This window comes from Marinobacter sp. V34, from assembly GCF_055524115.1.
Map to the genome: position 1 here is coordinate 503,625 of NZ_JBUPZY010000001.1, position 23,255 is coordinate 526,879.

At 56.1% G+C, this 23,255-nt stretch carries 23 protein-coding genes and 1 tRNA gene; 18 read left to right on the forward strand and 6 right to left on the reverse strand.

Features of this window, described 5'->3' with window-relative positions:
• Positions 1-132 precede the first annotated feature (132 nt).
• Complete coding sequence (locus tag AC0B60_RS02370) at positions 133-351, forward strand: SlyX family protein (RefSeq protein WP_465083681.1); 219 nt, start codon at positions 133-135, stop codon at positions 349-351.
• Here the strand turns inward: AC0B60_RS02370 and dapE are convergent, their stop codons facing one another.
• The 6 genes from dapE to map are packed head-to-tail and all read right to left on the reverse strand — an operon-like array spanning position 352 to position 7,489.
• Positions 352-1,500 carry a succinyl-diaminopimelate desuccinylase gene (gene dapE, locus AC0B60_RS02375; RefSeq protein WP_465083683.1) on the reverse strand — a complete coding sequence of 383 codons (1,149 nt, stop codon included), beginning with the start codon at positions 1,498-1,500 and terminating at the stop codon, positions 352-354.
• On the reverse strand, positions 1,487-2,515 hold the full coding sequence (dapD, locus tag AC0B60_RS02380) for a 2,3,4,5-tetrahydropyridine-2,6-dicarboxylate N-succinyltransferase (protein WP_465083685.1): 1,029 nt from the start codon (positions 2,513-2,515) through the stop codon (positions 1,487-1,489). The genes dapE and dapD overlap by 14 nt, the downstream gene beginning before the upstream one ends.
• A 17-nt stretch (positions 2,516-2,532) precedes the next feature.
• The gene (locus AC0B60_RS02385) at positions 2,533-2,877 is read right to left on the reverse strand and encodes an ArsC family reductase (protein ID WP_465083686.1); all 345 of its coding nucleotides are present in this window, start codon (positions 2,875-2,877) and stop codon (positions 2,533-2,535) included.
• Positions 2,874-4,076: a succinyldiaminopimelate transaminase gene (gene dapC, locus AC0B60_RS02390; protein ID WP_465083688.1), complete on the reverse strand. Its 1,203-nt coding sequence runs from the start codon at positions 4,074-4,076 to the stop codon at positions 2,874-2,876. Before dapC ends, AC0B60_RS02385 begins: the two co-directional genes overlap by 4 nt.
• Entirely contained in the window at positions 4,073-6,718 is a 2,646-nt protein-coding gene (locus AC0B60_RS02395; protein ID WP_465083690.1) for a [protein-PII] uridylyltransferase, read from the reverse strand. Before AC0B60_RS02395 ends, dapC begins: the two co-directional genes overlap by 4 nt.
• Entirely contained in the window at positions 6,719-7,489 is a 771-nt protein-coding gene (gene map / locus AC0B60_RS02400; RefSeq protein ID WP_465083692.1) for a type I methionyl aminopeptidase, read from the reverse strand.
• Positions 7,490-7,775: 286 nt separating this feature from the next.
• On the opposite strand from map, the gene rpsB reads away from it, so the two are divergent.
• The 17 genes from rpsB to AC0B60_RS02485 all read left to right on the forward strand — a co-directional run bounded on the left by rpsB (position 7,776) and on the right by AC0B60_RS02485 (position 23,245).
• Positions 7,776-8,528 (forward strand): 30S ribosomal protein S2, encoded by a 753-nt coding sequence (gene rpsB, locus AC0B60_RS02405; RefSeq protein WP_465083694.1) that lies wholly within the window; start codon positions 7,776-7,778, stop codon positions 8,526-8,528.
• A 90-nt stretch (positions 8,529-8,618) separates the two neighbouring features.
• Complete coding sequence (gene tsf / locus AC0B60_RS02410; protein ID WP_465083696.1) at positions 8,619-9,488, forward strand: translation elongation factor Ts; 870 nt, start codon at positions 8,619-8,621, stop codon at positions 9,486-9,488.
• 186 nt (positions 9,489-9,674) lie between these two features.
• Positions 9,675-10,403, forward strand: coding sequence for a UMP kinase (pyrH, locus tag AC0B60_RS02415; RefSeq protein WP_007151790.1), 729 nt, complete (start codon positions 9,675-9,677; stop codon positions 10,401-10,403).
• 42 nt (positions 10,404-10,445) lie between these two features.
• A complete protein-coding gene (gene frr / locus AC0B60_RS02420) occupies positions 10,446-11,003 on the forward strand; it encodes a ribosome recycling factor (protein WP_465083698.1) in 558 nt (185 codons plus the stop codon).
• Between the two features lie 75 nt (positions 11,004-11,078).
• Positions 11,079-11,849: a polyprenyl diphosphate synthase gene (gene uppS, locus AC0B60_RS02425; protein ID WP_465083699.1), complete on the forward strand. Its 771-nt coding sequence runs from the start codon at positions 11,079-11,081 to the stop codon at positions 11,847-11,849.
• Positions 11,850-11,871: 22 nt separating this feature from the next.
• Positions 11,872-12,711 carry a phosphatidate cytidylyltransferase gene (locus AC0B60_RS02430; protein ID WP_465083936.1) on the forward strand — a complete coding sequence of 280 codons (840 nt, stop codon included), beginning with the start codon at positions 11,872-11,874 and terminating at the stop codon, positions 12,709-12,711.
• A 2-nt stretch (positions 12,712-12,713) separates the two neighbouring features.
• Positions 12,714-13,898, forward strand: coding sequence for a 1-deoxy-D-xylulose-5-phosphate reductoisomerase (gene ispC, locus AC0B60_RS02435; RefSeq protein WP_465083938.1), 1,185 nt, complete (start codon positions 12,714-12,716; stop codon positions 13,896-13,898).
• A 49-nt stretch (positions 13,899-13,947) separates the two neighbouring features.
• The gene (gene rseP / locus AC0B60_RS02440) at positions 13,948-15,297 is read left to right on the forward strand and encodes an RIP metalloprotease RseP (protein ID WP_465083701.1); all 1,350 of its coding nucleotides are present in this window, start codon (positions 13,948-13,950) and stop codon (positions 15,295-15,297) included.
• A 43-nt stretch (positions 15,298-15,340) separates the two neighbouring features.
• Complete coding sequence (gene bamA, locus AC0B60_RS02445; protein WP_465083702.1) at positions 15,341-17,659, forward strand: outer membrane protein assembly factor BamA; 2,319 nt, start codon at positions 15,341-15,343, stop codon at positions 17,657-17,659.
• Between the two features lie 51 nt (positions 17,660-17,710).
• On the forward strand, positions 17,711-18,208 hold the full coding sequence (locus AC0B60_RS02450; protein WP_465083703.1) for an OmpH/Skp family outer membrane protein: 498 nt from the start codon (positions 17,711-17,713) through the stop codon (positions 18,206-18,208).
• A 49-nt stretch (positions 18,209-18,257) separates the two neighbouring features.
• A complete protein-coding gene (gene lpxD / locus AC0B60_RS02455; protein ID WP_465083705.1) occupies positions 18,258-19,283 on the forward strand; it encodes a UDP-3-O-(3-hydroxymyristoyl)glucosamine N-acyltransferase in 1,026 nt (341 codons plus the stop codon).
• An 11-nt stretch (positions 19,284-19,294) separates the two neighbouring features.
• Positions 19,295-19,732, forward strand: coding sequence for a 3-hydroxyacyl-ACP dehydratase FabZ (fabZ, locus tag AC0B60_RS02460; RefSeq protein ID WP_465083707.1), 438 nt, complete (start codon positions 19,295-19,297; stop codon positions 19,730-19,732).
• Positions 19,732-20,523, forward strand: coding sequence for an acyl-ACP--UDP-N-acetylglucosamine O-acyltransferase (gene lpxA / locus AC0B60_RS02465; RefSeq protein WP_465083709.1), 792 nt, complete (start codon positions 19,732-19,734; stop codon positions 20,521-20,523). Before fabZ ends, lpxA begins: the two co-directional genes overlap by 1 nt.
• 19 nt (positions 20,524-20,542) lie before the next feature.
• Complete coding sequence (gene lpxB, locus AC0B60_RS02470) at positions 20,543-21,727, forward strand: lipid-A-disaccharide synthase (RefSeq protein WP_465083710.1); 1,185 nt, start codon at positions 20,543-20,545, stop codon at positions 21,725-21,727.
• Positions 21,724-22,401: a ribonuclease HII gene (gene rnhB, locus AC0B60_RS02475; RefSeq protein ID WP_465083711.1), complete on the forward strand. Its 678-nt coding sequence runs from the start codon at positions 21,724-21,726 to the stop codon at positions 22,399-22,401. Before lpxB ends, rnhB begins: the two co-directional genes overlap by 4 nt.
• 70 nt (positions 22,402-22,471) lie before the next feature.
• Positions 22,472-22,548 (forward strand) — tRNA-Met (locus tag AC0B60_RS02480).
• A 496-nt stretch (positions 22,549-23,044) separates the two neighbouring features.
• A complete protein-coding gene (locus AC0B60_RS02485) occupies positions 23,045-23,245 on the forward strand; it encodes a fibronectin type III domain-containing protein (protein ID WP_465083713.1) in 201 nt (66 codons plus the stop codon).
• Positions 23,246-23,255: the final 10 nt, after the last annotated feature.

Genomic DNA, 23,255 nt, shown 5'->3' on the forward strand with positions numbered 1-23,255 from the left:
GCACGTTCCCCGGCGGGCAAAAGCGGGATGATACCAGATAACGGGGAGCGCTGACCAAGCGGCGTGGCCGCCGACACCAAATTGATCACATAATATATTGATGGGAGTCCTTCCCGGAGAACCAAAAACCTTATGAGCGACAAAGATCTACAAGCCCGGCTGGATGAACTGGAAACGCGGCTGGCATTCCAGGACGACGTCATTCATACGCTGAGCGAACAAGTGGCCCGCCAGGAACTGGATATCCGGGAACTCTGGGAGGCGAAGAAGCAGCTGAATCATCAGCTCAAGGAAGTATCGTCATCGAACATCAGAAAGGAGGAGGACGAAACGCCTCCTCCCCACTACTGATCAGGCCAACAGTTCAACAAGAACCTGTTCGTAGATTTCGGACAGGGTGTCCAGGTCAGCGGCTTTCACGCATTCATTGACTTTGTGGATGGTGGCGTTGATGGGGCCAAGCTCCAGAACCTGTGCGCCGGTAGGGGCGATAAAACGCCCGTCTGACGTGCCACCAGAGGTAGACAGTTCGGTTTCCCGACCGGTCACGGAGCGGATGGCACTTTGTGCCGCCGAGACCAGTGATCCACTATCGGTCAGGAACGGACGGCCGCTAAGATGCCATTGCAGATCGTATTTCAACTCGTGGCGGTCCAGAATCGCAACCACTCGTTCTTCCAGGCTTTCCGCCGTGTTTTCCGTACAATAGCGGAAATTGAAATGAACCAGGCACTCCCCGGGAATGATGTTGCTCCCGGTGCCAGCTTCGATCTTAGTGATCTGGAAGGTGGTGGGTGGGAAGAAGTCATTTCCGTCGTCCCAGAACTCCTTCGCCAGGGTGTCCAGCGCCGGGGCAATGGTATGAACCGGATTCTCAGCCAAGTGCGGGTAGGCCACGTGTCCCTGAGTGCCGCGCACCGTGAGGTACCCATGGAGTGAGCCACGACGACCGTTCTTGATCACATCGCCCACCTCATGGGTGCTGGAGGGCTCGCCAATCAGGCACCAGTCGATTTTCTCGTTCCTGGCTTCCAGGGTTTCCACCACTTTCACGGTGCCGTCCTGGGCTGGACCTTCCTCGTCGCTGGTGATCAGCAAAGCGATGGAGCCCCGATGATCCGGATGGTTGGCCACAAACCGCTCGCAGGCCGTGACAAAGGCCGCCAGGCTGCCTTTCATGTCGGCGGCGCCCCGGCCATGGAGGAAACCATCGTCAATCACTGCGTCGAACGGTGGATGACGCCAGTTTCTTTCCGGGCCGGTGGGCACCACATCCGTATGGCCTGCAAACGCCAATAACGGGCCATCCGAGCCCTTACGGGCCCATAGGTTGTCGGTTTCGCCAAAGCGCAGGGCCTCGCCCTTGAAGCCAAGGGCGGAAAGCCGCGACATCATCAGTTCCTGGCAACCGGCGTCGTCCGGGGTGACGGACGGCCGGCGGATCAGGTCAACGGCCAGCTTGAGGGTTGGGGAAAGCTCGGCGGAATTAGTTGTTTGCATGCAGTTCTTCGTTCAGCTCGATGGCGGACTTGTTGGTTTTGCATTCAACCGCGCCGGTCTGGCTGTTGCGGCGGAAAAGAAGGTCCGGCTTGTTGGCCAAATCCCGGGCCTTGATGACCTCAACCAGCTCGTTGTTGTCGTCCAGCAGGGCCACCTTGGTACCGGCGGTAATATAGAGGCCGGCTTCCACTTTGCAGCGGTCACCCAGAGGGATGCCTATGCCGGCGTTGGCGCCAATAAGGCAGTTCTCGCCCACTGAGATGATGATGTTGCCGCCGCCGGAGAGGGTGCCCATGGTGGAGCAACCGCCACCCAGGTCTGAGCCCTGGCCGATCATCACGCCAGCGGAGATGCGGCCTTCGATCATGCTGGTGCCTTCGGTGCCAGCATTGAAGTTGATAAAGCCTTCGTGCATCACGGTGGTGCCTTCACCCACGTAGGCGCCCAGACGAACACGGGCGGTGTCGGCGATGCGTACGCCTTTCGGTACTACGTAATCGGTCATTTGTGGGAACTTGTCGACAGACTTCACTTCCAGTGTGCGGTCTTCGAGGCGCGCTTTGAGCTGGCGCTCCGGCAGTTCATTCAGGTCGATGGCGCCTTCGCTGGTCCAGGCCAGGTTGGGCAGCAGGCCGAAAATACCGTCCAGCTTCAGCTCATGGGGTTTGGCCTGGCGGCTTGAGATCAGATGCAGCTTGAGGTAAACCTCGGGTGTGCTGGAAGCGGTGTCATCGGTGTCTAGCAGGGTAATGACTACCGGGCGACGGCTTTCGGCTGCTTTACCGGCAAGGGCGGACTGTTCCATCTGGCCCAACTGGCGCAATCCGTCTGAGAGCGCCTTGAGCTGATCAGGAGTCACCGACACAGCCTGATTGCCTCCCTGGTAATCCAGAACGTTTTGAGCCACTTCGATGAGGCCGGTATCGGGGGTGATGACCGGCTGCTGGTAATACACTTCCAGCCACTCGCCCTGTTTGTTCTGGCTGCCGATACCAATTCCGAATGCAAAACTCATTGATGTGCTCCTGGTTCTCAGTGTTTAAATCGTTCGGCCCACTCACCGGTGTTAAAACCGACGCTGACCGTGTCGCCGTGCTCAACCACGGGCCGCTTGATGATGGATGGGTTGTCGAGCATCAGGCTGTGGGCGGACTGGGCGCTAATATTATCACGAACCTCGTCCGGAAGTTTGCGCCAGGTGGTGCCGCGACGGTTCAGCAACACTTCCCAGCCGGCCGCCCGCTCCCACTGGCGAAGTCGGTCGGTGTCCAGGCCGTCCTTCTTGAAATCGTGGAATTCATAGTCGATGCCGGCGTCGTCCAGCCATTTCCGGGCTTTCTTGACGGTGTCGCAATTTCGGATGCCGTAGAGCTTCATGTCCTGTTTGCCTTTACAAAAGTCACAATGCGTTTTGCTGCTTCCACGCACTCTTCAACCGGCGCCACCAGAGCCATCCTCACACGGTTTTCGCCAGGATTATGGCCATCGACGGTGCGGGAGAGGTAACGGCCGGGGAGTACATGCACATTTTGCTGGGCCGACAGTTCCCGTGCGAAGGTTTCGTCGTCCATCGGGGTTTCGGGCCAGAGGTAGAAGCCGGCATCGGGAAAGTCCACGTTCATTACTTCCCGCAGAATGGGGACCACTGCCTCAAACTTTGCGCGGTAGGCGGCGCGGTTTTCCCGCACATGCTCCTCATCGTTCCAGGCGGCAATGCTTGCCAGCTGATTGTGGATGGGCATGGCGCAGCCGTGGTAGGTGCGGTATTTGAGATAGCCTTTGAGGATTTCGGCATCGCCGGCCACGAAACCGGACCGCAGGCCAGGAAGGTTGCTCCGCTTCGACAGGCTGTGGAACACGATGCAGCGGGCGAAATCATTGCGGCCAATGGCAGCACAGGTTTGCAGCAACCCTTCCGGTGGCCGGCCTTCGTCGGGGTAGAGCTCGGAATAGCATTCGTCCGACGCGACGATGAAATCGTGTTTGTCCGCCAGTTCGATGATCCGTACCAATGTTTCCCGGGGGATCACCGAACCGCTGGGGTTACCGGGCGAGCACAGAAACAGCACCTGGCAGTCCTTCCATACGGATTCCGGAACTTTATCAAAGTCTGGTATGAAATGGCTGTCTGCGTCGCAGGCAAGGTAATGGGGCGTTGCGCCGGCAAGGAATGCGGCGCCTTCGTAGACCTGGTAAAACGGATTGGGGCTGACCACGGTGGCACTCTGGCTGGAATCCACTACCGATTGCACCAGTGAGAAGATACCTTCCCGAGTGCCATTTACCGGAACGACATGCTGCTCAGGCGTCAATGACCCAGGTGTCAATTCAAAACGGCGGGTGGCCCAGCGTGCGATGGCCTGACGCAGCTCATCGGTGCCTTTCGTTGTCGGGTAATTGGCGAGCTTTTCCAGATTATTCGCGATCACCTGTTTGACGAATTCCGGAGACGGATGCTTGGGCTCGCCAATACCCAGTGAGATTGAACTCAAATCCTCAGGAACGCTGATGCCGGCCTTTAGCCTGGTTAATTTCTCAAAAGGGTAGGGGTGGAGTCTGTCCAGGTCGGGGTTCATTGGGTGTCATCCAGCATTTGGCAAAGATCCTGCTGCAGGGCCTGGCAGACCGTGGGGTCGCTGATCTGCTCACCGTGCTCGTCGGTTACAAAGAATACGTCTTCCACCCGTTCACCCAGCGTCGCAATCTTGGCGTTGGTCAGCCGCACGCGATGCTCCAGCAATACCTGTCCAACGCGGGCCAGCAACCCCGGGCGGTCGGGTGTGATCACCTCCATTACCGTGCGCAGGTTAATGGTATCGTTGGAGAAGGTCACTTCCGTTGGGAAAGCGAAGTGTTTCAGCTGTCTGGGCGTACGCCGGTGGATGATGTCGGGGTAATCTTCCGGATCATCCAGCTCTTCGATCAGGCGCATGCGAACCCGATCCTTTCGAGCCGGGTCAATGCCCAGGGGTTTGCCTTTCTCGTCCAGAACAATGTAGGAACTGATAGAGAATGGGCCTTCGCTGGAGCTGATGCGAGCATCGACGATGTTGAGATTAAGTTGTTCCAGTACCGCCGTGGTGGCCGCGAACAGGTCAATACGGTCACTCATATAAATGATGATCTGGGAGTAGCCGTCAGTAGGGCCTCCACGGGTGTCTCGAATCAGTACCAGCGGGTCGGGGTCGTCTCCATGCCGGATGATGGCGGCGGTCTGCCAGGCAATGTCCACTGTGGAATCCTGCAGGAAGTAGTCCTCGTCCAGGGTTTCCCAGATGCTGTCGACCTGCTCGTCCGTCATGTTCTGGGCATGTAGGATCTCTCGCGCCTCCGACTGGGTAGCGCGCACCCATTCCTGACGGTCCACCGGTGTTTCCGAGCCACGCCTGAGCGCTCGTTTGGCTTCGATATAAAGCTGGCGCAGAAGCGATGCCCGCCAGGTATTCCAGAGTTTGGGGTTGGTGGCGCTGATATCGCACACCGTTAGCACGTAGAGATAATCCAGGTGCACCTGGCTGGGTACGGCGCGGGCGAAACCGTGAATGATGTCCGGGTCGGAAATGTCCTTGCGCTGGGCGGTCATCGACATCAACAGATGATTCTCCACCAGCCAGGAGGCCAGCTGGGTGTCTCGTTCGCTGAGGTGATGGCGCTCGCAGAAGCTTTCCACGTCAATTGCCCCCAACTCTGAGTGGTCGCCGCCCCGACCCTTGGCTACATCGTGATAAAGGCCCGCTATGTAGAGTGTTTCCAACTTCGGTAACCGGTGAATCAGGCGCGACGCCAGCGGGTATTCATTGCGGGCTTCGGCGCTGTCCAGTCGTACCATATTACGGATCACCCGCATGGTGTGGGCGTCTACGGTGTATATATGAAACAGGTCGTGCTGCATCTGGCCGATAATCTGGCCGAATTCGGGCAAGTAGCGGCCCAGCACGTTGTATTTCTTCATGGCCGACAGGGTCTGGTCGAGAGCGTGCGGCGTCCGCAGTAACTCCATGAACAGGGAGGTAACGGCCAGATCCGAGCGGAAAGCATCGTCAATCAGGTGGCGGTGCGCCCGCAGCGAGCGGATGGTGGTGGCGCGGATGCCCTTGATCTCCGGGTGCTGTGCCATCAGCACGAAAATTTCCATGATGGCATAGGGCGCGTAGGCAAAGACCTGATTATTAACAGCTTCAATGTAGTAGTTGCGAATCTGGAAGCGTTTGTTCAGGGGCAGGATGTCGTCGTCACTTCCGGCGCCTAGTATGGCTTCGTCGTAGTACTGCAGGATAACGTCGGTCAGCTCTGCCAGGGCCAGCACAGTGCGGTAGTAGGACTGCATCATCAGCTCAACACCCAGCCGCTTGCCCTCATCCTTATAACCCAGCATTTGAGCCAGTGCCCGTTGATGGTCAAACAGGAGGCGGTTCTCGTTGCGGTCGGCAATCAGTTGCAGACCAAAGCGAAGTCGCCACAGGAAGGTTTCGCCCTGTAGCAGTATCTGGTGCTCTTCTTCGGTCAGGATACTAAAACGTGTCAGGTCCGCGATATTCTGCAAGCCGAAGTGTCGCTTGGTAATCCAGCCGATGGTCTGTATATCTCGCAGAGCCCCTGGAGATCCCTTTACATTGGGCTCAAGGTTGTATTCCGTGTCCCCGTATTTCGCGTGGCGCTGCTTCTGTTCTTCGCGTTTGGCGATGAAGTAATCGCGGTCAGAGCTGATGGCATCTGAATAAACCTGATGACTGAGTTCATCGCGTAGGTCATCGGAGCCGGCAATGGTACGGGTTTCCAGCAGGTTGGTGAGGATAGTCACGTCTTCCCTGGCGGCGTCCATGCTCTCCTGGATGCTGCGGACGCTATGGCCGATATCCAGTTTCAGGTCCCACAGGAGTGTAATGAAGGCGCCAAGGTCTTCCTGCCAGTTTTCTTCTATACCGCTCCGGGTGAGGATCAGCAGGTCGATATCGGAGTGAGGGTGGAGCTCCCCCCGACCATAGCCGCCGACAGCAACGAGTGAGACATCGGCAGACGCGGAAAAGGCGTAGCGGTTCCAGATCAGGGCGAGGACAGTATCCAGGGTGCCGGACCGGGAATGGACCAGTGCGCGAACATCGGCCCCCTGTCGGAACGCTTCTGCATCAGCGTTGTAGCGTTCCTTCAACAGCTCCCGGGCCGATACAACAGGCGAGAGGTCGTTGCTTATCCTGGATTCCAGTTCGCTAAGGTCCACCTAGAATGACTCTTCCGTGCGCTTGGTCAGTACCTCATGGCCGTCCGACGTTACCAGGATCGTGTGCTCCCACTGCGCGGAGAGCTTGTGATCCTTGGTAACCACGGTCCAGCCATCCGGCAGCAGTTTGGTGTGATACTTGCCTTGGTTAATCATCGGTTCGATGGTAAAGGTCATGCCTTCCTGCAGTTCCATGCCGGTGCCGGGCTTGCCGTAGTGCATCACCTGAGGGTCTTCGTGAAACACTTCTCCGATGCCGTGGCCGCAATAGTCGCGCACCACAGAATAACGATGCTTCTCAGCATGCTGTTGGATCACGTGACCGATGTCGCCAAGCCGGGCGCCGGGCTTCACCAGCTCGATTCCCTTATAAAGACACTCCTGGGTGATCTGAATCAAGCGTTCGCTGCCGGGCTTGGGTTTGCCGACGATGAACATCTTGCTGGTATCGCCGTGCCATCCGTCCTTGATCACCGTGACGTCGATATTGACGATATCACCGTCCTTTAGCACCTTCTTCTCATTCGGGATGCCATGGCAGACCACATGATTTACTGAGGTGCATACCGATTTCGGGAAACCCTTGTAGTTCAGCGGCGCCGGGATGGTCTTCTGCTCGTCCACCATATAAGCGTGGCAAATATTATCGAGCTTCTCGGTTGTTACGCCCGGTTTGACGTGTTCGCCAATCATCTCAAGAACTTCGGCCGCCAGGCGGCCAGCGACACGCATCTTCTCGATTTCTTCCGGAGTCTTGATCGATACCTGCATTGGGGTTCCCGTTGATTTGGATCAAACACGCATTTTAAGGGGGAGTGTTGCCCGGTACAAGGAAGAGGCGGTTTTGCCGTGCTTTCCGGGACACAAATTAATGGAATCCGGCGGGGGATTTATGGTATAAACGCGCCCGCTGGAAACAAATCCGGCAAATTCGCACACACGTCGGCACGTTGTCCCAGGGTGCCTGCTCATGTTGTCTCTATATAAAAGGCAACGTAGCCAGGTTGGGGCAATCGGACGTGTGGAGGACTAACCCGAAGCTAAAAAGGTAAATATCATGGCTCAGGTAAATATGCGTGACCTGCTGAAAGCAGGCGCCCACTTCGGTCACCAGACTCGCTACTGGAACCCGAAAATGTCGAAGTTCATCTTCGGCGCTCGTAACAAGATTCATATCATCAACCTTGAGCAGACTGTTCCTGCCATGAACGATGCGTTGAACTTCGTTCATAATCTCGCGGGCAACAAGAACAAGATCCTGTTCGTTGGCACCAAGCGTGCGGCGGCCAAGATCATCAAGGAAGAAGCGCTGCGCTCCAGCCAGCCATACGTGAACCATCGCTGGTTGGGCGGCATGCTGACCAACTACAAGACCATTCGCCAGTCAATCCGTCGCTATCGCGACCTGGAATCACAGAGCCAGGACGGTACTTTCGACAAGCTGACCAAGAAAGAAGCCCTGGATCGTACACGCGAAATGGACCGTCTTGAGCGCTCCATCGGTGGTATCAAAGACATGGGCGGCCTGCCGGACGCCATGTTCGTAATCGACGTTGACCACGAGCGTATCGCGATCAAGGAAGCCAACAAGCTGGGCATTCCTGTTATCGGTGTTGTTGATACCAACAGCGATCCTGACGGCGTTGATTACGTGATTCCTGGCAACGATGATGCCATCCGCGCGATCCAGATCTACGTGCAGGCTGTTGCTGAAACCTGCATTGAGGCAGGCCAGTCTGCCGGTGCCGGCACTGACGAGTTTGTAGAAGTCAGTGAAAACGCGGAAGGTGCTGCTCCCGCTGCGGAGTAATAGTTCCTTCGCGAACAGGTTGTAGGGTGTGCCCGTGGTTTACCGCCGGGCACACCGGTCCAGAATTCGGAACAGTTAAGAGGAATGAACATGGCTGCAATTACTGCTGCAATGGTCAAAGAGCTTCGTGAGCGCACCGGCCTTGGCATGATGGAGTGCAAAAAGGCGTTGGTGGAAGCTGGCGGAAGCGTTGATGCTGCAATCGAAGAACTGCGCAAGTCTTCCGGCCTGAAGGCTGCCAAGAAGGCGGGTCGTACCGCCGCTGAAGGTGTCTCCCTGATCAAGGTGTCCGACGACAACACTGTCGCTTACATCCTGGAAGTGAACTCCGAGACTGATTTTGTTGCTCGCGATGACAACTTCATGAACTTCGCCAACGACGTTCTGAATGTTGCCTTTGAAAACAGCAGAACAGACGTTGCCGAACTGATGGAAGGCGATCTGGAAGCCAAGCGCGAGGCGCTGGTTCAGAAAATCGGCGAGAACATCACCGTTCGCCGTATTGTACGGGTGGAAGGCCCGGTTGTGGGCGCCTACGTTCACAGCAACAACAAGATTGCCTCTGTCGTTGCCCTGAGCGCCGGTGACGCGGAAGTGGCCCGTGATATCGCTATGCACGTCGCCGCTGTTAACCCACGGGTTGGCAAGCCGGAAGACATGCCGGCCGATGAGCTTGAGAGAGAAAAGGATGTCATCAAGGCCCAGCCGGACATGGAAGGCAAGCCTGCTGAAATCATCGAGAAGATGATGGGCGGCCGGATCAAGAAATTCCTGGCAGAGAACAGCCTGGTCGAGCAACCGTTCGTCAAGAATCCTGACCAAAGCGTGGGTCAGTTGATCAAGGACAACGGCGGTGAGCTGGTTAGCTTTGTTCGCCTGGAAGTCGGTGAAGGTATCGAGAAGGAAGAAGTGGATTTTGCTGCAGAGGTCGCTGCGGCGGCAGGCACCGGCAAGTCCTGATCCTTCTGACAGGTGCCAGGGCGATGTCCGGGGCACCTTCCAAGTCTGCCACGTTAGCCGGAGTTGTCCGGTTCTCGTGGCGGGCTTGTATCTGAGATACCCCTTTTCATTGAGGAGTATGTCAGATACAAGCCTGAGAAGCTTGTCCTGCCAGGCACCACGCCAGACACATAGAAGGGGATCCCCATGCCGAAGTCGTCCAATACCCAGCCCAGATACAAACGTGTCCTGCTCAAGCTCAGCGGTGAAGCCTTGATGGGCGAGCACGATTTTGGCATCGATCCAAAAGTGCTTGACCGGATGGCATTGGATATTGGTTCGCTCATTGGCATTGGTGTTCAGGTAGGCCTGGTCGTTGGCGGTGGCAACCTGTTCCGTGGTGCGGCGTTAAACGCCGCCGGCATGGACAGGGTGACCGGCGACCATATGGGCATGCTGGCGACGGTCATGAATGGCCTGGCCATGCGGGACGCCCTGGAACGATCCAATATCCGTACCCGGGTTATGTCTGCCATCCCTATGAGTGGTATTGTTGAGCATTATGATCGCCGGCGGGCGGTGCGTGATCTGAAAGACGGCGATGTGGTGATTTTCTGTGCAGGCACAGGTAACCCGTTCTTCACGACCGACTCAGCCGCCTGTTTGCGGGGTATCGAAATTGAAGCGGATGCCGTGCTGAAGGCAACCAAGGTTGATGGCGTTTATTCCGCCGATCCTTACAAGGATCCGACTGCGGAGAAATATGATCGTCTCACCTATGACGAGGTGCTGGACAAGAAGCTGGGCGTGATGGATCTGACCGCTATATGCCTTGCGCGAGATCATGGTATGCCTCTGCGGGTTTTCGACATGAACCGCTCCGGTGCGCTGACCCGTATCGTGACCGGGGAGTCGGAAGGCACATTGATCGAGTGATCTGATTGAGACATTTTGAACAACGAATCCGAGGACGCTGCAGTGATTGACGATATTAAAGCTGATGCTGAAAAGAAGATGAAGAAAAGCCTTGAATCCTTGAGCTGGGCTTTTAACAAGATCCGTACCGGGCGAGCGCATCCGTCCATTCTGGACAGCGTGACCGTGGATTATTACGGCCAGGAGACACCGCTCAAACAGGTGGCGAGTGTGACCGTCGAGGACAACCGTACGTTGGCAGTGTCGCCTTGGGAGAAACCGCTGTTACCGAAGATCGAAAAAGCGATCATGATGTCGGACCTGGGCCTGAACCCCTCCAACAACGGTGAGGTTATTCGAATCCCCATGCCGATGCTGACTGAGGAAACCCGTAAGGAAATGGTCAAGCAGGCCAGGGCTGATGCGGAGCACGGCAAGGTTTCCGTCCGCAACGCGCGTCGTGATGCCAACAGCACGCTGAAAGAGCTGCTGAAGGAAAAAGACATCAACGAAGACGAAGAGCGCCACGGTGAGGAAGAGATTCAGAAGTTGACCGACCGTTATATCGCCGAGATCGAGAAGCAGCTCAAGGCCAAGGAAGAGGACCTGATGGCTGTCTGATCAGCCGGTCCAATTCAGCACAATGATCAGCCGGTGCCATTGCAGTTGTCCGGTATCGGCTGAACAGGGGATTGCATGACGGAAAAAGTATCCGCAGAGATTCCGGTTTCGGCTGGTGGCCGGCCCCGGCATGTGGCCATTATCATGGATGGTAACAATCGCTGGGCAAAAGCCCGGCGACTGAAAGGCGTCGCCGGCCACAAAGCCGGCGTAAAAGCGGTTAGGTCGGTGGTGGAAACCTGTGCCCGGGAAGGGGTGGAGGTGCTTACCCTGTTTGCGTTTTCCAGCGAAAACTGGCGCCGTCCCGAAGATGAAGTGTCGGCCCTGATGCGCCTGTTCCTGTTTGCGCTCGAGCGGGAAGTCAAAAAATTACACCGCAACGACATCTGTCTGCGCATTGTCGGTGATCGCTCTGCGTTCAGCGCCAACCTGCAGGAGCATATGGAGCGCGCCGAGGCGCTTACCCGCGACAATACCCGGATGACGCTGGTCATCGCCGCCAATTATGGCGGGCACTGGGACATCACCCAAGCCAGTCGTAAAGTGGCTGAGAAGGTCCGCTCTGGAGAACTGTCGCCCTCCGACATCACCGACGATCTCATCCAGCAACACCTGTCCATTGGCGACCTGCCTATGCCGGATCTGATGATTCGTACGGCGGGCGAGCAACGCATCAGCAACTTCATGCTCTGGCACCTGGCCTATACCGAACTGTATTTTTCTCCTGTTTACTGGCCCGATTTCCAAGAGCAGGAAATGAGTCAGGCGCTACAGGCGTATGCGGGTCGGAAACGCCGATTTGGTCAGACAGACGACCAGATCGCCGGCGTTTCGTCAGAACAATAACGACAAGATAGCGAACGATATCGTGCTTAAAACCCGTATTATTACCGCGCTTATCCTTGCCCCCATCGCCATTGGCGGAATTTTCTTCCTGCCGCCCCTGGGATTTGCTCTGTTTACCGGGGCGATTATTACCCTCGGTGCCTGGGAGTGGGCGAATATGTCCGGCCTGACCACGCAAGCAGCTCGTGTTGTTTATGCCCTTGTGGTCGCGGCGGTGCTATATGGACTGCTGAACGTTCCGGCTGTTGCGGTACTTTGGCTAGCATTGTTCTGGTGGGTACTGAGTTTCCTGCTGGTAAGAAATTACCCCAGTGGTTCTGAGCGCTGGGGCGGTGTGCCTGCCCGCGCCCTGATGGGCTTATTGGTGCTGGTTCCCGCGTGGGTAGGGTTGAACCATCTTCGCACCGGCGGCTTTCAGTTCGGTGACAGCGCCAATAACCTCCTGCTTATTCTCTATGTGTTCTGCGTGGTCTGGGTGGCGGATATCGGCGCTTATTTTGCCGGCCGTGCGTTTGGTAAGGCGAAGCTCGCGCCCCGGGTCAGTCCGGGAAAATCCTGGGCTGGTGTCTGGGGTGGTCTGGTGGCGGTTGCTGTCTTCGCGATTATCATCAGTGCACTGGCCTCAGCCACCGCTATCCAGGTTCTGCTATTGGTTATTGCCAGCCTGATCACCGGTGCCGTTTCCGTGCTTGGCGATCTGCTGGAAAGCATGCTGAAGCGTTTCAGGGGTATTAAGGATAGTAGTCAGTTGTTGCCGGGCCATGGGGGCATCATGGACAGAATTGACAGTCTGACGGCTGCCATTCCGGTATTTGCCCTGATCATTACCCTGATGGGTTGGTTGACGACGGGGCAGTGGTGACTATTGTGAAGCGTCGTGTCTCGATACTAGGGGCGACTGGCTCCATTGGCCTGAGTACGCTTGATGTCATTCGGCGCCATCCAGACCGGTTTTCGGTTTCAGCGTTAACCGCCAGTACCAGTGTCGATAGCATGGTGGAGCTTTGTCATGAGTTTCGTCCGAGGTACGCGGTCATGGCCGATGAGAATGCGGCCGCCGCGTTGTCTCGTGCGTTGGGTGATCTGCCTTCTGTAACGGTTCTCGGCGGCTCGGAAGCACTATGTCAGGTCGCGGGCGATGGTGATTCCGATACGGTTATGGCTGCGATCGTTGGAGCCGTAGGGCTGCCGCCCACGCTTGCCGCGGTGCGGGCTGGTAAGCGCGTTTTGCTGGCCAACAAGGAAGCGCTGGTTATGTCGGGCCAGCTATTTATGGATGCGGTTTTGGCCTCGGGCGCAGACGTCCTACCGATCGACAGCGAACATAACGCCATCTTCCAATGTATGCCCCCGGATAAGATCCGGGATACCCGTGGCGCGGGTATTACACGAATTCTGCTCACTGCCTCGGGCGGGCCATTTCGTACTCACTCAGCCGAATCCCTGCGTAACGTGCTGCCTGCTGAGGCTTGCAACCATCCGAACTGGTCGATGGGGCAGAAGATTTCGGTGGATTCGGCAACCCTGATGAACAAAGGTTTGGAATTGATAGAAGCATGCTGGCTGTTCAATACCACACCGGAAATGATTGAGGTTCATGTTCACCCGGAAAGCATTATTCACTCCATGGTTGAGTACGCCGACGGGTCTGTTCTGGCGCAGCTCGGTAGTCCCGACATGCGCACTCCCATCGCCAATGGGTTGGCCTGGCCTGAGAGAATTGAGGCCGGCGTTGCGCCGCTGGACCTGTTTCGTATCGGGCGGTTCCACTTTGAGCGCCCTGACCTGGAACGCTTTCCGTGCCTGAAGTTGGCGGCGGAGGCGTTCTATAAGGGCGGAACGGCACCAGCGGTAATGAATGCCGCAAACGAAGAGGCCGTGGCAGCCTTTCTTTCCGGTAACCTGTGTTTTGCGGATATCCCCCTTATCATAGAGCGTACGTTGGCAGCCACCGAGGTTGTGCCGGCGGACAGTTTCGATACCATCTTCGCGAAGGATGCTGAGGGCCGGGCCGTCGCACGGGAACAGATACGGGCGCTGGCTGTCTGAACCATGCGAGCCCTGAGAGGCGGTTCTATCATCACCAACAGAGAGCATTATGCAGATCGTTGAAACCGTATTGGCGTTGATACTGACGCTGGGCATTCTGGTGACGCTCCATGAAGCTGGTCACTTTTGGGTGGCTCGCCGCTGCGGTGTCAAGGTCTTGCGCTTTTCTGTCGGTTTCGGGAAGCCTCTGTTTTCGTGGTACGACCGGCAGGGAACCGAGTTTGCGGTTGCTGCCATCCCTCTCGGCGGCTATGTGAAAATGCTGGATGAGCGGGAAGGGCCGGTGCCTGAAGAGCTCAAGAACCAGGCGTTCAATGCCAAGCCCCCCTCAAAACGTATTGCCATTGCCGCCGCAGGGCCCGTAGCGAATTTCCTGTTTGCCATCGCCGCCTACTGGCTGCTCAGCGTGGTTGGCTTCACCACGGTTGCGCCAATTGTTGGGGAGGTCAGTCAGGGCAGCGTCGCGGAACGGGTGGGGCTCACCAACGGCATGGAAATCCACCAGGTCGACGGCCGTCGTGTGACGTCCTGGCGCGACGTGAACATGCGCCTGCTTGAGCGCACGGGGGAGTTTGGTGAGGTAACCATCGATGTCTCGCAGAATGGTAATCGTGGGACATTGCGGGGGGCTCTGGGTGGTTGGAGTTTAAGTGAGGATACTCCGAACCCATTGAACGAATTTGGTGTGACGCCCTGGCGCCCCGATGTACCAGCAGTACTGGGGGAGATATCACCAGGTGGCCGGGCGGAGGCCGGTGGGTTGAAGTCTGGCGACCGTGTGGTTGCGGTGGACGGCAAGCCGGTATCGGACTGGTTCGAACTGGTGGCGTTCATACGCGAGGCGCCCGAAACGTCCCTGGAACTGACGGTCGAGCGCGATGGTCGCATGGAAAAGGTGCGTGTTACGCCGGCTGAAAGAGCGGCAGACGATGGCAGCGTTACCGGTTTCGTGGGCGCAGGTGTCAGTGAAGTGACCTGGCCTGACCACGTACTCAGGGATGTAAGTTATGGTCCCCTGGCAGCGATTCCCAATGCGCTCTCCGAAACCTGGGGTGACACTCGTTTGACCCTGGTCGCGATTAAAAAAATGGTGACCGGATTGCTTTCTCCCACTAACCTTAGTGGCCCGATTACCATTGCCAGGATAGCGGAAGCCAGTGTAAGTTCCGGTTTCGAAGACTTTATTCGTTTTCTTGCCTACCTCAGTGTCAGTCTTGGGGTGCTGAACCTTCTACCAATACCGGTTCTTGATGGTGGGCATATTGTCTATTACACCATTGAAGCCATTCGCCGGAAGCCTCTTTCAGAGCAGGCCCAGGCATTCGGATTGCGTATTGGAATGGCAATGATCCTTACATTAATGGTGTTCGCACTTTACAACGACCTGATGCGGTTGTGAGAATTGCGAACTCCTTACGCGCATCAACAGGCGAAATTATTGAATGAGACGTTCTCTTCTGGGTATAGCTGTAGGCTTGGTAGTCGCCACCTCAACCATAAAACCGGCACTGGCTGATGAATTCACCGTATCCGATATCGAGGTAGAAGGCCTTCAGCGGGTATCCGCAGGGACGGTATTTTCCGCATTTCCCGTTTCGATCGGGGAACCGGTCGATGAGGTGGAGTTGTCCGACGCCATCAAAGACCTGTTTCGCACCGGCCTGTTTACCGACATCAAGGCCAGCCGCGATGGTGGTGTGTTGATCCTTACGGTTCAGGAGCGGCCTTCGATCACGTCCATAGAGATTGAAGGCAACAAGAACATTGAAACCCCCATGCTGATGGATGCGCTATCCGGAGCCGGGCTCCAGGAGGGGCAGGTATTCCGTCGGGCAACCCTGGAACGGCTGGAGCTTGAGATACTCCGGTCCTACATCAGTCAGGGTCGTTACAACGCGCGGGTGAAAGCCACCGCAGAGGATCTTCCCCGCAATCGCGTTGCCATCAAGCTGGATATTAACGAAGGCACGGTTGCGGCTATCCAGCACATCAATATTGTGGGTAATGACGAGTTTGACGACGAAACGCTGCTGGATCTGTTTGAGCTCCAGACCACCAGCTGGTGGAATTCCATTACCAGTGCTGACAAATACGCCCGGGAACGCCTGAGCGGCGACCTGGAATCACTGCGGTCTTTCTACCTTGACCGCGGCTACATCGACTTTACGGTTGAATCCAGCCAAGTCTCGATTTCCCCCGACAAGAAACAGGTTTTTATTGCCATCTCGTTGAATGAGGGGCCGCAGTACACGGTATCGGATGTCAATCTGCGCGGCGAACTGATCGTACCTGAAGAAGAACTGCGGGAGCTTATTCCCATTGAAGAGGGCGATGTTTTCTCCCGTTCCCGCATGACGGCGATTTCGGAAGCGCTTTCCCGTCGTCTTGGCCGCGAAGGCTATGCGTTTGCAAACGTGAATGCGGTGCCGGAGCCTGCCGATGACAATACAGCTTCTGTGACATTCTTTGTGGAGCCAGGTAAGCGGGCGTATGTCCGGCGCATCAATTTTGATGGCAACGTGTCTACCCGGGATGATGTATTGCGCCAGGAAATGACCCAGATGGAAGGCGGCGTTGCCTCCACCGACCGGATTGAGTTTTCGAAAACTAAACTGGAGCGGCTTGGCTTCTTTGAAACCGTCGATGTGGAGACAGTTCCTGTCCCCGGTACCGACGATTTGGTCGACGTTAACTATTCCGTAGCAGAACAGGCAACGGGTAGCCTGTCGGCGTCTGTCGGCTTCTCTCAGGCTTCCGGGGTGATCCTTGGCGCAAACGTGTCCGAGAATAATTTCTTTGGCAGCGGCAAGCGCGTGTCGTTCGGTGTAAACGTCAGCGATTCCATTAAAAGCGCCAACTTCTCCTATCAGGACCCGTATTACACCGTAGATGGTGTTAGCCGTGGCTTCAGCGTGTTTGCCCGTGAAACCGATTTTGAAGAGCAGGACATTTCATCCTATCTGCTGGATGAGTACGGCGGCCGGCTTACCTTCGGCTACCCCACGGACAACATTACCCGTCTCAATTTCGGCCTGGGTTATACGCTGTCCAAAGTGAAGGCGGGCGCATTCACTTCGGAGGAAGTCAAAACCTTCATTGAGGAAGAAGGCAACGATTTCAACAATTACTTCCTGTTCGGTTCGTGGCGGCGCAGCACATTGAACAGGGGCGTTCTTCCGACCGATGGGTACAGTCTGTCACTATCCGCTGATGTGGCCGTACCCGGCAGTGACCTGACCTTCTATAAACTGAGTCAGAAAACGGACTTCTATCACCCGCTGAACGATAACCAGACCTGGGTGTTCAGGGCGCGTTCAGAGATTGGTTACGGCGACGGCTACGACGGTCGAAGCGTGATGCCGTTCTACGAGCACTTCTATGCCGGTGGCTATGGTTCGGTGCGTGGTTATGAGGCAAACTCTCTCGGCCCGCTGGCCACGAACGCGCCGAATGACTTCTCCGATCCTGATCCCTTCGGTGGTAGTTTGCTGACCGAGGGCGGTTTTGAACTTATTTTCCCCACACCGTTCGCTGGTGATACCCGCTCCATGAGAACGGCGTTCTTCGTGGATGCTGGGCAGGTATTTGATGCTGACCGGAATTTTGACCCGGCTCTGGATGAAATTCGCCTGTCAGCCGGTGTAGGATTCCAATGGATTACCGCGGTTGGCCCGCTGGCGTTCAGCCTTGCCAAACCTTTGAACGACAAGAGCGGTGATGACACTCAGATATTCCAGTTCTCCCTCGGCCAGACATTCTGATCGTCAGGGATAGAGGGAGTGCGAAAGACAATGATAAATAGGAGAAACAACATGTTCCGATATTCCGTTGCAGCGGTCCTGGCAGCGCTGCTGGTCGCATTCCCGGTTGCTGCCGAAACCAGAATAGGCGTGGTTGATCTTCGCCAGGCCCTGTTCTCGTCCAGTGATGCGCGCGCGTTCAGTGAGACACTGCAGAAAGATTTCGCGGGCGAGGAAGCCAAGGTTCGTGAAGCCCAGGACGCTGCCCGCAAGCTCAAGGAACGCCTTGAGAAAGACGGTGCCATGATGAATGAGTCAGAGCGCCAACAGATGGCGGCTGAGTTTCAGGAGAAGGTAAAGGAATTCAATTTCCTCAAGCAGCGCCTGGACTCCACCGTGGCCAACCGCAAGCAGCAGTTCCTCGAAGAAGCCCGCCCGGAGGTGGACGCAGCGGTCAAGGAACTTCTGGAAGAGAACGACCTGGACATCATTCTTCCCAGCGAAGCGGTGGTGTACGTAAAACCTGAAATGAATCTGACCGATGAGTTGCTAGAGAAACTGGACCGCTGATACCTCGGGCCGGATAATGGCCAGCCTGGATAACTTTGTGGAGCTGACAATGACAAAGCGTTCGTACCGGCTGGGCGATATTGCTTCTGAGCTTGGCGCGGAGCTCAAGGGTGATTCCGATACGGAAATCATGGGGCTTGCGACGCTTCAGGCGGCCTCTCCGGGCCAGATTGCCTTCCTGGCCAACTCGTCGTACGGCCGCTACCTGAACGAGACCAGTGCGTCAGCGGTTATTCTTTCTCCATCGGTTGCGGACCAGTGTCCCACCAATGCTCTGTTACTGGACAATCCCTACCTTGGCTACGCTCGCCTGAGCCACTGGTTTGATCCAGCGCCTGTGGCTGAGCCCGGGGTGCACCCATCAGCGGTCGTGGCGTCTTCCGCGGAGGTGTCGACAACCGCCCGTATAGGGCCCCAGGCCGTTGTCGAAGCCGAGGCCGTCATAGGAGAGAGCGTCGTTGTCGGCGCTGGTTGCGTTGTCGGGGCCAGGTGCCATATTGGTGAACAGTCTATACTGCGTCCAAGGGTCACCCTTGCCCACGATGTCGTTGTGGGTAAGCGTTGCTATATCCTCAGTGGTGCGGTCATTGGCTCCGACGGGTTCGGTTTTGCCAACGAGAAGGGCGCCTGGCATCGCATCGCCCAACTTGGCCGGGTCATTCTGGGTGACGATGTGGAAGTAGGGGCAAACACAACGATCGACCGGGGCGCGTTGGACGATACGATTATCGGCGACGGCGTGAAGCTGGACAATCTGATTCAGATTGCCCACAACGTCAGTATCGGCGACCACAGTGCCATGGCAGCAATGGTGGGTATAGCGGGCAGCACGCGTATCGGTCGTCATTGTGTTTTCGGCGGCCAATCGGGCGTAGCAGGGCACCTGACGATCGCTGACCAAGTCCACCTGACCGGCATGACGCTGGTTTCCGGAGACATTCGGGAGTCTGGCGTGTATTCGTCGGGAACCAGCGCCGATAGCAATCGGCAATGGCGTAAAAACGCCGTGCGTTTTCGTCAGCTTGATGCCTTGGCGCGTCGGCTTAAAGAACTGGAAAAGAAAATTGAGGGCTGAGGCCGCAACTGATGATGTACATCGACGAAATCATGGAATACCTGCCCCATCGCTACCCGTTTTTGCTGGTTGATCGGGTAACCGAGGTGGAAAAAGGACAATTCATCAAGGGCTATAAGAATATCTCCCTTAATGAGCCGTTTTTTACCGGCCACTTTCCCAATAATCCGATTATGCCGGGCGTGCTGATCATCGAAGCCATGGCACAGCTTTCGGGGATTCTCGGTTTTATGACAGTGGGCCGGAAACCGTCTGATGGCGTGGTACAATATCTGGCTGGTTCCAGCAAAGCGCGGTTCAAGCGCCCCGTTGTTCCGGGTGACAGGTTGTGCATGGAGTCACAGGTTATTTCCGGAAAGCGTGGAATCTACAAATTCGAGTGCCGCGCACTGGTTGATGGTGACGTCGTCTGTGTGGCAGAAATATTGACCGCTGAGAGAGAAGTTTGATGGCGACAAAAGAATGGTCGGGAGTCCATCCTCAGGCGATTGTGGACCCCTCTGCCAAGCTTGCCGACAACGTAACGGTTGGCCCGTGGAGCTACATCGGCCCAAACGTTGAGATCGGAGAAGGGACCGAAGTGCTGTCCCATGTTGTTATCAAGGGGCCAACAAGAATCGGCCGTAACAACCGCATATTCCAGTTTTCCAGTGTAGGGGAAGAGTGCCAGGACAAAAAATACGCGGGTGAGCCAACCACTCTGATCATCGGTGATGACAATATCATCCGCGAGAACTGCACCATTCATCGTGGCACGGTTCAGGATCGCGGCGAAACCTGTATCGGCAATGGCAACCTGCTCATGGCCTACGTGCATGTGGCGCATGACTGCCTTATCGGCAATAACACTATACTGGCCAATTGTGCGACGCTGGCTGGCCATGTGTCCGTTGGTGACTTCGCTATTCTGGGCGGCGGCACCATGGTTCATCAGTTCTGTCATATTGGAACCCACAGCATGAGTGCTGGCGGAAGTATTGTGCTGAAAGACATCCCCGCCTACATCATGGCAAGCGGGCAATCTGCACAGCCGTTTGGTATGAACGTGGAAGGCCTTCGCCGCCGTGGTTTCAGTAAGGAAGTGTTGTTGGCTCTGCGTCGTGCTTACAAGATTATCTATCGTCAGGGCCTGACCACGGAGCAAGCCGTAAAAGAGCTCGAAAAAGCCTACTCCAACATTCCCGAAGTGATGCCCCTGATCGATTCCCTTCGTGGTGCAGACCGCGGCATCATCCGCTAACCAGGGAGTGACCGCCCCGGTGACGGACCATCACGAAAATTCTGTTGTTAGTACCCGCAAAGTGACTTTCGCCATCGTGGCCGGAGAGGCGTCAGGAGATATCCTTGGCGCCGGCCTGATTCGTTCCCTGCGGCTAAGATATCCGAACGCGCGGTTTGTCGGCATCGGTGGTGACGAGATGATTGCGGAGGGCTTCCATTCTCTCGTTCCCATGGAGCGATTGTCCGTAATGGGGCTTGTGGAAGTGCTTGGGCGAATACGGGAGCTGTTCGATATACGCGCCCGGTTGATGAACTACCTGCTGGCGACGCCGCCGGATGTTGTTATTGGTATCGACTCTCCGGACTTTACCTTGGGTATTGAGCGCAGGTGTCGTGACGCCGGTATTCCGACCGCCCATTATGTCAGTCCGTCCGTTTGGGCCTGGCGGCAGAAACGGATTTTCACGATCGCCAAATCCGTTAACCTTATGCTTACCCTGTTCCCGTTCGAAGCCCGTTTCTACGAAGAGCACAACGTGCCCGTGGCATTTGTAGGGCACCCCCTGGCGGACCGCATCCCGATGACGCCTGATACAACCGGTGCCCGTCGGTCTCTGGGGCTTCAGGAAAACTCGCCGGTGCTGGCTATTCTTCCGGGTAGTCGGGGCGGGGAAGTGGAGCGCCTGGGTACTCTTTTCCTGGAAGCCGCCCGTTGGATCCAGGGCAAGCGTCCTGATTTGCAGCTAGTGATCCCCTGCGTGAACCGGGAGCGGGAAAGGCAGGTTCGGGAACTGGTTGAAGCCCTGAACGTGAAGCTGGCGGTGACCATTGTGCGGGGGCGTTCTCGAGAAGTGATGGCATCGTCTGACGTGGTATTGCTGGCATCCGGAACCGCCACTCTGGAAGCCATGTTGCTGAAAAAGCCTATGGTGGTGGGTTACCGGTTAAGTCGTGTCAGTTACGCATTGGTCTCCAGGCTGGTCAAGGTGCCCTATGTGGCCTTGCCAAACCTGTTGGCTAAGGAGCAACTGGTTCCGGAGTTATTGCAGGATAATGCTTCGCCTGAGGCTCTCGGAGAAGCTGTGCTTGAGCGCCTTGAAAATGAATCCGAGCGCACCCGTCTGACAGCCGCATTTTCTCAATTGCATGAACAGTTGCGACAGGGGGCCGATGAGCAGTCTGCTGCAGCCGTTTCCGCATTAATAGAAGGCGGAACAATATGAGCAAACGACCTCTACCGCCGTTTGAGTGCCAATACCAGGGGCGACTATTAGCCGGTGTGGACGAGGTGGGGCGTGGGCCGCTGGTAGGGGCTGTAGTGACTGCCGCCGTTATCCTGAATCCGGAAAAGCCGATACCGGGCCTGGCGGATTCGAAGAAGCTGACGGATAAGCGCCGTGAGGCTCTTTACGAGCAGATCATTGAACACGCAGCCTCATGGAGCCTGGGTCGCTGTGAAGCCGGTGAGATCGACAAACTGAACATATTTCAGGCCACTATGGTAGCTATGGAGCGTGCCGTGGCGGGGCTGCATGTCGAGCCGGAATATGTGCTGGTAGACGGTAACCGCTGCCCCAAATGGCGCTGGGCCTCGGAGCCTGTAGTGAAGGGCGATAGCCGGGTGGAAGCCATTAGTGCTGCGTCCATTATCGCCAAGGTAACTCGGGACAGGGAGATGGTTGTGCTCCATGAAGAATTCCCTGAGTACGGCTTTGCAGGCCACAAGGGTTATCCAACGCCCGTGCACCTCGAAGCGCTCGGTAGATTGGGTGCGACCGCCCACCATCGTCGCTCATTCCGCCCGGTTCAGGAAGCGATTGATGCCGTGGGTTTGTACAGCCATGCCGGGGATCAGGAATTGCAATATCCTGCCGATTTGTTTGAAAGTATCGATTGACAGGTTCCGATCAAATCCTTAGTATACGCGCACGTTGATCGGGGGAAGCTCCGGTAAACAACCAGTTTGATGCGGGGTGGAGCAGTCTGGTAGCTCGTCGGGCTCATAACCCGAAGGTCGTAGGTTCGAATCCTGCCCCCGCTACCACTATTAAAAAGCCGGTCTTTGACCGGCTTTTTTTTGTTTGTTCAGTCTATATCCGTATTGATATTCCGCCCCGCACACTTTTCTACCCTTTTGCAATTCCCTTTCAATCGGTTTTTCTCAAATCTAATACTTTCGTACCAAAAGTAACCGCCAATTTTTGCCCTCTGGGCAAAAAATTGCTCGAAGAATCAGTGTGTTCCGTCGTTTTGTTACAATTATCCGTCAACAAATTGACGAAAATGTAACTTGGGAAATGACGTCATTCACATCGATACTTGCCCGCGTTTTATACAATTCAACAAATACGGCAATTTATTGGTGTAAAAAATATATGAAACGCGTCATTAGAATGTCACCGGTATGGATTGCCGCACTTTTAGTAGTAGTTGGGCTTACAGGCTGTGGTGGCTCATCTAGTGGTAGCTCCAGCAGCGCTGCATCAGCGTCGCTGAGCTGGAACGCGCCTGCAACCCGGGCGAACGGGGAAGGAATCAAGATGGGTGAGCTGTCTGGTTATGTGATCAGTTACGGTCAGAACCCGAACGAGCTTTCCGAAGCTATTCGCATCGATGATGCCACTACTATGAACTACACCATCAACAATCTGGATAATGGTACCTGGTACTTTATTGTTCAGGTAGAAGACGTTGACGGCCTGGTCAGTGCGCCGTCAGAGCGGGTGAGTAAGACGATCTGATCTGAGTCCC

Excerpts from the sequence above, each read along its gene's own strand:
- AC0B60_RS02370 (WP_465083681.1), top strand. The coding sequence starts at position 133 with ATGAGCGACAAAGATCTACAAGCCCGGCTGGATGAACTGGAAACGCGG.
- dapE (WP_465083683.1), bottom strand. The coding sequence starts at position 1,500 with ATGCAAACAACTAATTCCGCCGAGCTTTCCCCAACCCTCAAGCTGGCC.
- dapD (WP_465083685.1), bottom strand. The coding sequence starts at position 2,515 with ATGAGTTTTGCATTCGGAATTGGTATCGGCAGCCAGAACAAACAGGGC.
- AC0B60_RS02385 (WP_465083686.1), bottom strand. The coding sequence starts at position 2,877 with ATGAAGCTCTACGGCATCCGAAATTGCGACACCGTCAAGAAAGCCCGG.
- dapC (WP_465083688.1), bottom strand. The coding sequence starts at position 4,076 with ATGAACCCCGACCTGGACAGACTCCACCCCTACCCTTTTGAGAAATTA.
- map (WP_465083692.1), bottom strand. The coding sequence starts at position 7,489 with ATGCAGGTATCGATCAAGACTCCGGAAGAAATCGAGAAGATGCGTGTC.
- rpsB (WP_465083694.1), top strand. The coding sequence starts at position 7,776 with ATGGCTCAGGTAAATATGCGTGACCTGCTGAAAGCAGGCGCCCACTTC.
- tsf (WP_465083696.1), top strand. The coding sequence starts at position 8,619 with ATGGCTGCAATTACTGCTGCAATGGTCAAAGAGCTTCGTGAGCGCACC.
- pyrH (WP_007151790.1), top strand. The coding sequence starts at position 9,675 with ATGCCGAAGTCGTCCAATACCCAGCCCAGATACAAACGTGTCCTGCTC.
- uppS (WP_465083699.1), top strand. The coding sequence starts at position 11,079 with ATGACGGAAAAAGTATCCGCAGAGATTCCGGTTTCGGCTGGTGGCCGG.
- rseP (WP_465083701.1), top strand. The coding sequence starts at position 13,948 with ATGCAGATCGTTGAAACCGTATTGGCGTTGATACTGACGCTGGGCATT.
- bamA (WP_465083702.1), top strand. The coding sequence starts at position 15,341 with ATGAGACGTTCTCTTCTGGGTATAGCTGTAGGCTTGGTAGTCGCCACC.
- AC0B60_RS02450 (WP_465083703.1), top strand. The coding sequence starts at position 17,711 with ATGTTCCGATATTCCGTTGCAGCGGTCCTGGCAGCGCTGCTGGTCGCA.
- lpxD (WP_465083705.1), top strand. The coding sequence starts at position 18,258 with ATGACAAAGCGTTCGTACCGGCTGGGCGATATTGCTTCTGAGCTTGGC.
- fabZ (WP_465083707.1), top strand. The coding sequence starts at position 19,295 with ATGATGTACATCGACGAAATCATGGAATACCTGCCCCATCGCTACCCG.
- lpxA (WP_465083709.1), top strand. The coding sequence starts at position 19,732 with ATGGCGACAAAAGAATGGTCGGGAGTCCATCCTCAGGCGATTGTGGAC.
- rnhB (WP_465083711.1), top strand. The coding sequence starts at position 21,724 with ATGAGCAAACGACCTCTACCGCCGTTTGAGTGCCAATACCAGGGGCGA.
- AC0B60_RS02485 (WP_465083713.1), top strand. The coding sequence starts at position 23,045 with ATGGGTGAGCTGTCTGGTTATGTGATCAGTTACGGTCAGAACCCGAAC.